9 protein-coding genes are annotated in these 8715 nt (G+C 43.4%); 5 read left to right on the plus strand and 4 right to left on the minus strand.

The genetic code is table 11. The features are described from left to right. Positions 1–118 precede the first annotated feature (118 nt). Positions 119–253 (minus strand): photosystem II reaction center protein Ycf12/Psb30, encoded by a 135-nt coding sequence (psb30, locus tag F6K37_RS25425; RefSeq protein WP_008178400.1) that lies wholly within the window; start codon positions 251–253, stop codon positions 119–121. Between the two features lie 201 nt (positions 254–454). On the opposite strand from psb30, the gene F6K37_RS25430 reads away from it, so the two are divergent. Then, the gene (locus F6K37_RS25430) at positions 455–808 is read left to right on the plus strand and encodes a YkgJ family cysteine cluster protein (RefSeq protein WP_008178398.1); all 354 of its coding nucleotides are present in this window, start codon (positions 455–457) and stop codon (positions 806–808) included. A gap of 46 nt (positions 809–854) precedes the next feature. Continuing rightward, positions 855–1493 (plus strand): phosphoribosylanthranilate isomerase, encoded by a 639-nt coding sequence (locus F6K37_RS25435; protein WP_008178396.1) that lies wholly within the window; start codon positions 855–857, stop codon positions 1491–1493. A gap of 175 nt (positions 1494–1668) precedes the next feature. On the opposite strand, the gene F6K37_RS25440 is transcribed toward F6K37_RS25435, so the two are convergent. Next, positions 1669–3669, minus strand: coding sequence for a DICT sensory domain-containing protein (locus tag F6K37_RS25440; RefSeq protein WP_287252997.1), 2001 nt, complete (start codon positions 3667–3669; stop codon positions 1669–1671). Positions 3670–3792: 123 nt separating this feature from the next. Then, complete coding sequence (locus F6K37_RS25445; RefSeq protein WP_008178389.1) at positions 3793–4458, minus strand: pentapeptide repeat-containing protein; 666 nt, start codon at positions 4456–4458, stop codon at positions 3793–3795. 436 nt (positions 4459–4894) lie between these two features. Between F6K37_RS25445 and F6K37_RS25450 the strand changes: the two genes are divergently transcribed. Then, positions 4895–6112 (plus strand): RNA-guided endonuclease InsQ/TnpB family protein, encoded by a 1218-nt coding sequence (locus F6K37_RS25450; RefSeq protein ID WP_044492011.1) that lies wholly within the window; start codon positions 4895–4897, stop codon positions 6110–6112. Positions 6113–6372: 260 nt separating this feature from the next. Continuing rightward, the gene (locus F6K37_RS25455) at positions 6373–7398 is read left to right on the plus strand and encodes an Hpt domain-containing protein (protein ID WP_008178385.1); all 1026 of its coding nucleotides are present in this window, start codon (positions 6373–6375) and stop codon (positions 7396–7398) included. Between the two features lie 23 nt (positions 7399–7421). Here the strand turns inward: F6K37_RS25455 and F6K37_RS25460 are convergent, their stop codons facing one another. Next, positions 7422–7943 carry a hypothetical protein gene (locus F6K37_RS25460; protein ID WP_287253001.1) on the minus strand — a complete coding sequence of 174 codons (522 nt, stop codon included), beginning with the start codon at positions 7941–7943 and terminating at the stop codon, positions 7422–7424. Between the two features lie 302 nt (positions 7944–8245). On the opposite strand from F6K37_RS25460, the gene F6K37_RS25465 reads away from it, so the two are divergent. Further along, on the plus strand, positions 8246–8715 hold a 470-nt coding region (locus F6K37_RS25465), incomplete at its 3' end, for a Rab family GTPase (RefSeq protein WP_502887777.1).

Below are 8715 nucleotides of genomic sequence, written 5' to 3' on the forward strand. Positions count from 1 at the left end.
ATCATTCCATTATTAAGCAACGCCGAACCTTCAACCTTCAACGGGCTAACCTTCAACTGCATCACCTACCCTACACCGAACGCCAAGGGCGAACAACCGCCTCACCTTCAACCCTAGATTAAAGGTCCCCTCTAAGAGCATATAGGGCGAAAATGACCACTGGACCAGCAATCACAACAGCTGCCAGCATAGTCAATTGAGCAATTAATACCCAATCGATGTTACCTATAAAATCTAAAAAAGCTAAATACATGTGTTCTCCAGAATTGACCCAACAAAGGCGATGGTGACTAATCACAATCCATCCCTTAGATATTACTGGGTAATGATCTGCTTTTTTTAAGTAAGTTTACAAAAATATACAAAACTCAACGGCAAGCCTGACCACACCTATCACGGGTGAAAACTCGCTAAGCTAGATATAGTTTAAGCTTTTAGCTCTTTTTTCAAAGTTATGGCAACTTGGAGTTGTGTAAAGCAATGTGGCGCTTGCTGTCATCTTGACCCAGCTGAGCGTCCAGGATTAGAGGAATATCTTCTCCCAGAAGAGCTAGCGCTATATTTAAGTATGGTAGGTGAGGGGGGATGGTGTATAAATTTCGACCACACCACCCGTGAATGTCGTATTTATCCCCATCGACCTCGTTTCTGTCGGGTGGAACCTGAGGTATTTCAGGATATGTATGGGGTGGAGCCAGCAGATTTAAATGATTTTGCCATTGACTGCTGTTGGGAGCATATTGAAGCACTTTATGGAGATTGCTCTCTGGAAATGCTGCGCTTTGAGCGGGAAATATGGAGGGAATAGGGAAAATTAAAATTAACGAGTAACAAGGGACAAGTAACAAGTAACAATGCGTGTAAAAATTTGTGGCATTACGAAACCAGAACAAGCAGATGCGATCGCAAAATTGGGAGCAACAGCGTTAGGGTTTATTTGTGTACCAGGCTCTCCTCGTTACGTTACACCACAGCAAATTCGAGGGGTGGTCAACCACTTGTCCGTATCAGTTGACCGCATTGGTGTGTTTGCTAATACCTCTACGGAAGAAATCAGTCAAATTGTGGATGAGTCAGGGATAAATGCCGTTCAGCTGCATAGTAATGAATCCCCAGAATTTTGCAAAAAGCTGCGCCAAGCTTTACCAGAGATTGAAATTATTAAAGCGTTAAGGATAAGAACTTCAGAATGTTTAAATCAAGCACATAGTTATTTAAGTTGTGTAGATACACTATTACTAGATGCTTACCATCGAAAAATGTTGGGGGGGACTGGTAAAACCTTAGACTGGCAAAGGCTACAAGAATTTCGTCCCAGTATCCCTTGGTTACTAGCTGGTGGCTTGACACCGGATAATGTCTTAGATGCCCTCACTTTGGTGCAACCCAGTGGAATTGATCTATCCAGTGGTGTAGAGCGAAGACCAGGTGATAAAGATTTAAAAAAGGTTGCTCGGTTATTGGAGAAATTAGGATCAAGAGTTGAAGGTTGAAGGTTGAACGGTTGAAGGTTGTCTGTCAGAAGGGTGAATGGTAAAGGCAGAAGGCAGAATGGTGAATGGTGAAGGCAGAAGGCAGAAGGCAGAATGGTGAATTCTAAATTCTAAATTCTAAATTCTAAATTCTAAATTCTAAAAAATTGAAAGTTAGGCGGTTGAAGATCAACAGTCAACAGTCAACAGTCAACAAGGTTTGAGATAATTCCAATGGAATGGTAAAGTGGAATTGACTACCTTGATTTTTTCCCTCAGACTTAGCCCAAATTTTTCCACCCATACCTTTAATAATCTGGCGACAAATAGCTAGACCAAGACCTGTGCCACCAACAGTGCGTCGGAGTGAATCTTCCTCTTGATAAAAACTTTCAAATATTGCGTCTAGCTGACTCGGTTCAATACCCCTACCAGTATCCGCTACAATTACTTCTAGCATGGGATTACGGCGGCCATTCTTTGTTACAAATCCCATCGACTCAGATTGAGTTTCATTGATTTGGGCTTGGATAGTGATTTTACCTCCTGGCTCAGTAAACTTACAGGCATTATCTAGGAGTTTGGTTAAGACTTCTACCAACCCTTCACCATCTGCTAAGACTGTAGGTAAGACAGAGGGTAGTTTAACGTTGATTTCTGGTAGAGTCTCTGGTGACCAAATCGATCTCAGAGCAGAAAGAGCCAAGTCTAAGACTTCGATAATCTGGATTGATTCCGGGTAACGACAGGTCTGACCACTTTCTAACTTAGAGAGAGTGAGAAAATCTTGAATCAGTTTACGCATGCGCTCGGCATCGGTTAACGCCGTATCAAGCATAGTTTCCCGAAACTCCGTTGGCATTTCTGGTTCACTCTCTAAACTTTCTAGGCAAACTCGGATAGTTGATAAGGGAGTTCGTAATTCATGACCAACGATAGCAATCAGATTATTGCGGGTTCGTTCTAGGGCTTCTAGTTGGTTATGGAGTTCAGTTAAGTCAGTATAAGCTTGGGCTTGATTCAAGGCTACCCCAGCTTGAGTTGCGATCGCTTCTACTAAATCAATATCGTCTTCGAGCCATCTATAGGGTTCCGAACCGCCATGGTGAAGTTCCAGCATCCCCAGCAGTGTTCCTTGATAGTGTATTGGTACCAGTAACCAAGATCGAATCTGCCAACCTTGAATAGTTGTCCTGAGAGCTAGATTATTGTGTAAATTGGGGGCCTTAGTGACATCAGCAATGGCAATGGCTCGTTCCTGAGCTAGAGCGACTTGAATCAGAGGATTATCTGCTAACGACCACATTTGTCCGGTTAGGGACGGTAAACCAGTAGCAACCGATTCATACTCAATTTTTGCTTGCTGGTCACTAGGACTACAGCGATAAAGCAGGCAACGGCAAGAATTAAAGGTGTTTCCTAACTCCTTTACTGTCGCTGCTAGAACATCTTGGGGATTGAGGGAGCGACGGATGGTGGCGGTGATAGTATTAATCAGACGCTCCTTGCTTTCTTTGGTGGTCAGGACTCGATAAGCTTTCAGGAGCTTATATTGACTCGCTTGCAGATAAGTTACTAGCCGCTGGGCAAAAATACTAATATCAATCCCTGCACTGGTCAGCAACAATGTTTGCTCTGGGACTTCTGTAGTCAAACCATAGTGCTGCCATACCTGCTCCACTTTTGGGGCTAGTTCTGGTCGATAACTAGCAATCCGTCCGAGTAACAATCGAGCAGCATGAATGGTAACTCGGGGGTCAAAGGACCAAAATCCCTCAAACCTGCGCGCCTGATCCATGGAAATTGCTGGTGTCAGTTGTTCTCGACAAATTAGGCAAGCTGTATACTTCTGCGCCAAAATCACCAGGTGCCACTCTTGGGCAAGACCATCATTTGGGCCTAAGGGGATAGTTTCTAAGGATTCTTCAACCACAGCAAAGCCAGACTCGGATTCTGGTGCCGCCAACACATAAACTTGGTTTGTACGTTGGGCAATTCGCTGATAGCGGTGGACTTCCTGACGATAAAACTTCTCATGCTGGAAATTGGCAATCACCAAGGGAGAGTCATCCACTGCTAGCACGAGGTCTTCCATGGCATGAGAAAGAGCTGTCAAGGAAGATTTGAAGTACATTTGGCAGCGCAGATGTGGTAACTCTTGCCGTAAATCTCCCAGTAACGAATTCGGATTGTTCACCTAGAAATCCCTCCCTAATTAGTCCCACTCCACTCATGAGGGGGATAGTTTTACCTCAACAAACCTTTGTGATCAAACCAACCCTTGTGATCAAACCAACCCTTTTGATCAAGGGATTATTTATTAGTTGTTAGCTGTTAGCTTTTGGAATTTTGAATATTCACTAGTCAGTTGATCTGGTACCGTTGCCCCAGAAAGCTCAGCTTGACCCAAATCTACATTTGAGAGAGTAACCCGTCTCAAATCTACCTGACTCAAAATTGCTCCACTCAAGTTTGCTTGAGAAAGGTCAGCATCACACAGATTTGCCCTAGTCAAGTCTGCCTGGTGCAGACAAGCACCAGTCAAGTTAGCCCCTCTTAAGTCAGCGTAGCGCAGGTCTGCCCTGGTTAAATTGGCTCCTCGCAAATCGGTATCCTGAAGAATGGTTAATCTTAAATCGGCTCGGGTTAGAATGGCTTGGCGCAGGTTTACTCTAGTGAGATTCGCCCGAATCATAAATGCCTGACTCAAGTTAGCCTCCACCAGAGAGGTTTTTTTCAAATTAGTTCGCCACAGTTTCGCTCCAGTCAGATTTGCCTGATTCAGGTTGACTTCCTGTAAAACCGCGAGACTCAGGTTGGCATCAGCTAGGTTGACTCGTCTGAAAATTACTCCAGTAAGATTGACTTCACTGAGGTTGATTTGCTGGAGATCTACTCCACGGAAATCCCTCTCACCTGCTGAATAACGCTCTAGAAGCTCATTAGTATCCATTGGGGTATCCATAGCTGGCAGCCGCGCCAACATGACATAGTGTTACTTTTAATGTAACATAATGTTAAGAATACTTTTTGTATGTAAAGGATTATGTTATATTTGGAAGTTTTATCTAGAGATAAGCTATTCTTATCGGTGCCTGCAATCGATTGGTGATACAATATGAAGCTTATCCGAACAGGTAAGTGTCGGCTTCAAGCTAACCCTAGCTATTCCTTGTGCTTTTAATAAAAATAGCGGAATTCCCCACCCTCTTACAGGGTGTTGAAGTTACCGTAAGTAGAGTGGAGCCTTTATGGTTGGTCGGCTATGGTAAAAAGGGTTAAAACTGTTTGATTAAGGCTCCACTCTACTAAGGCGCGCGTCTCTAGGATGGATAGCGACTCAGGAATTTTACTGCAAAGGTTGACGCCTTACTGCGAAATCTCTATAATAGTAATAGAGGTCGATAATAAGGTTGAGTGCAGTGAGACATAAAGCCATCAAAGTAAGAATTTATCCCACACAAGAGCAAGTTCAAATATTAGCTCAGCATTTTGGATGCGCTCGCTGGTGGTGGAACTATGGACTAAATCAGTGCATAGAAACTTACAAGGCAACTGGAAAAGGACTAAAACAATCTGCGCTCAATTCCATGCTGCCAAAACTCAAAAAACAAAAAGAGACTGAATGGCTAAAGGACTGTTACTCCCAGGTATTACAATCTGTAAGTCTCAACCTTAGTCGTGCATATCAGAATTTTTTTGAAGGCAGAGCAAAATATCCTAGATTCAAGTCATATCATCATCGCCAATCAATTCAGTACCCTCAAAATGTCAAACAAGTGGGTAACTGCCTTAAGTTCCCTGGAAAGCTAGGAACTGTCAAGGCAAGAATTCATCGGCCACTAGACGGGGATATCAAAACTGTAACAGTCAGCAGAGACCCTTCTGGTAAGTATTACGCTTCTGTTTTGATAGAATACGAATTAACAGATGTGAAACTATTTAAGGAAGGGAAAGTAATTGGTATTGATTTGGGTATCAAGGATTTTGCGATCACCTACGATGGCGAAAAGACTTCTAAATTTGGAAATCCTAAACATTTAGCTAAATACGAAAAGAAGCTAACTAGGAAACAACGTATTGCTGCCCGCAAAAAAAAAGGAAGTAGCGGGCGAAGGAAAGCTAGAAAGATTGTAGCTAAGGTATATGAACGTATTGGAAATGTCCGCCAAGACTACCTTCATAAACTATCTAGGAAAATCGTAGACCAGAACCAGGTAGTGGTAGTTGAAAACCTAAATGTCAAGGGCATGGTTCGTAACCATAAATTAGCTAAAGCAATATCTGATCTGAGTTGGGGAACTTTTGTAAATTTCCTCTCTTATAAATGCGAAAAAGAAGGAAAAGTACTGGTCGAGATAGATCGGTGGTTTCCCAGCTCTAAAACCTGCTCTAATTGTCATTACCGAATCAAAGAGTTGCCGCTAGATGTAAGATCTTGGATTTGTCCAAGTTGTGGCACTCATCACGATAGAGACCGTAATGCGGCCAAGAATATTAGAGCAGAAGGTATCAGAATGCTATCCTCCTCTGGGACGGGGGAGGTCAACGCCAGTGGAGAAGAAGTAAGACCAAAGCGAGGGCGTCCGTCTAAGCTAAGGCGTTCTTCCGTGAAACTGGAAGCCCCAACCTCTACGTAGTAGGTTGGGGTAGTTCACGCTCGCGTAAAGTCTTTGCTGACTTGGTGTGGGATGCCACAATAGAGATCCAACTGAAGATCTAAGAGCAGTTTTCACCATTGATAGCCCAATAGCTGATTTGGGGTAAGCTCAGAATAAGCTGTTGCTGTAACCAACGCTATGGTCTACTAATTTTAAAACTGCGTTGACCAGATCGAATGTTGCTCTGATGATTATCATCAATCTGTTGTGATTAGCCGTTCTGATAAGGAAAAATTGCCGTGGAAGCTGGGAATCAGCAAAGGATTTTAGGCTATTTCATTGAAGAAGCGAAAGAACACCTGGAAACCATTGAACAGGGACTGTTAAATCTGGGCTCAGTGGTCAATGAACCAGAGACGGTTAATGAATTGTTTCGCGCTGCTCATTCTGTTAAAGGCGGGGCGGCCATGTTGGGGTTTACAAGTATTCAAAAGACTGCCCATCGTTTAGAAGATTCTTTCAAAGTACTTCAAGAGAATAAGATTCAGGTTGATCAACAGCTGGAGACTCTGTTTTTAAAGAGTTATGATACCCTCAAAGCTTTGATTGATCTGTTGGAAGGACCGTTTGGGTTTGAGCAAAGTGAAGCAGAAAAAACTCTAAAAGCAGCTCAGCCAGGCTTTGAACAATTACAGAATTATCTCAAAACTTTGGTCAGTGGTGAGAGTCAATTACCAGCGGCAATGGCTTCTAGCTCTGCTGCTGAAAAAGCAATTCGTTCTGATCAAGTTTCGACTAGCAAAGCTTCTTCTTCAGCAAAAGGAAAATTTCCCCCAGACTTTGGGCCGAAGGTGATTAGCCTGCTTAAAGATATGCTAGAGCTGTTTAAACAATCTTCCACACCAACCAATCGCCAACAACTTCAAAAGCTTTGTAAGCGTCTGGCTAAACTGGGGGCTGGGATTGGTAGTTGGCATAAATTAGTGGGAGTTTGCCATAAAGCGATCGCAAATCCTAAAAACTCCTATATCCAGTTAGCACCATTAGTAATCAAAGAACTCAAGGAAGCTAGTGACCAGTTGCAAGCAGCACAGGGTAATCTAGAGGAGTTACGAAAGGCAGCGGCTGCGATCGCTCCAAGTTCAGGACTCCAAAAACTAGCAGCTGTAGGAGCTACTGGGCGAAGCCGAACCACTAAGGGTAAGGAAATTACGATTGTGCTAGAACCAAAAGCCGCTGCCAAGGTACTCATCCAAGCCTTTGATAAACCCCAGCTGTCAAAACTGGTTAAGTTACTGATTCCAGCAACTCGTGCTTCTTCCTAGAGCCAACAAGCTGGGTTTTTTGGTTATCTTCCTAAGTGCCGTGATGCCAGCTGCATGGCATCATAAATATCCACATCCCCATCCCCATCAGCATCTAGAAAGCCACTGAGTACAGAATTAGAACCAAGGGGATTCTCAATATTGGTGCCAGTCTTGAGGAAATTCAATACCACGGGGACTAGGGTGGGTAGCATAGCTTGGATGATACCAGCATTAATGCCTGTCTTGCTAGTAATTTCTCCAACAAGCTCCTGGATCTGAGGCGCACTAAAGAGCATATTGACCACTTGAGAACTAGCACCAATGCCACCAAATTGATTAACTAGTGCTTGTACCTGCTCATCTCCTTCATTTCTGCGCTTTTGTTGGAGCGCTGAACGCACATACTTACCTACAATTGAGGTAGCAGATTGCACGGCTGAGGGATTGGTGTGATGGTTACCACTCAACTGCTGTACCGTGTCCAGAATATCCCCTAGCTGACTAGAACTAGCTTGTTGTGTAGGACTATTAATGGCACTGAGAATAGTATTGAATAAGCTCATTGTTTTTTTTACAGATTTAAACAGTCAGATTTATTCAGATTTAAACAGTTATTTCCAAAATCAATTATAAATTACTGATTTAGTTTCCCACTATAGCTGATAGCTGACTACTTAATGTGAAGTCTCCTCCACTACACCCTTCGAGTTAGCTAGGGCTTTCTGTCTCCTGCACTGTTGCCTCAATCCACACTTATTACAGGTCTTATACACAGAGGTGATTAGACAGCGGATCGGGCTGATGGAGATCGGGGAATTCTTGTCGGATATTCTAACATTAATAATTAAAACCTCTCGTATCTTCCATGCCCCTGCCACGCTTACTAACCCTAATTATTGGTCTCATTATTATTCTGGGGCTAATGCTTTGGTTGATTAATGGTCTGTACCAACTGTATATCCAAATTTCCTTTACTGCTCCCCTACTGGCTAATTTACTGCTCCTGTTGGTGATTACCTTGCTAGGGCTACTAATATGGGCCTTAATCTACACCATGGGGTTATTTGGTAAATCCCGGAAACGGCCAGGTAAGGGTCGTCTGGAACCTAAAGCCCCCGAGGTGAAAACCGAAGCAGCAGAAGAAACCCTTAAAGCAGTAAGGCAACAGGTCAAACAGATTCAGGATGAAGTGTCACGGCAAGCGATGCTGCGCCGCTCTGAAGAAATTGAAGCTATCCTCTCCCGTGGGGAACTGTTAGTGGTAGTGTTTGGTACTGGTTCAGCGGGCAAAACCTCTCTAGTGAATGCTTTGATTGGTCGGATGGTGGGTCAAGT

The organism is Moorena sp. SIO4E2 (genome assembly GCF_010671945.1).
Classification (GTDB): Bacteria; Cyanobacteriota; Cyanobacteriia; order Cyanobacteriales; family Coleofasciculaceae; genus Moorena; species Moorena producens.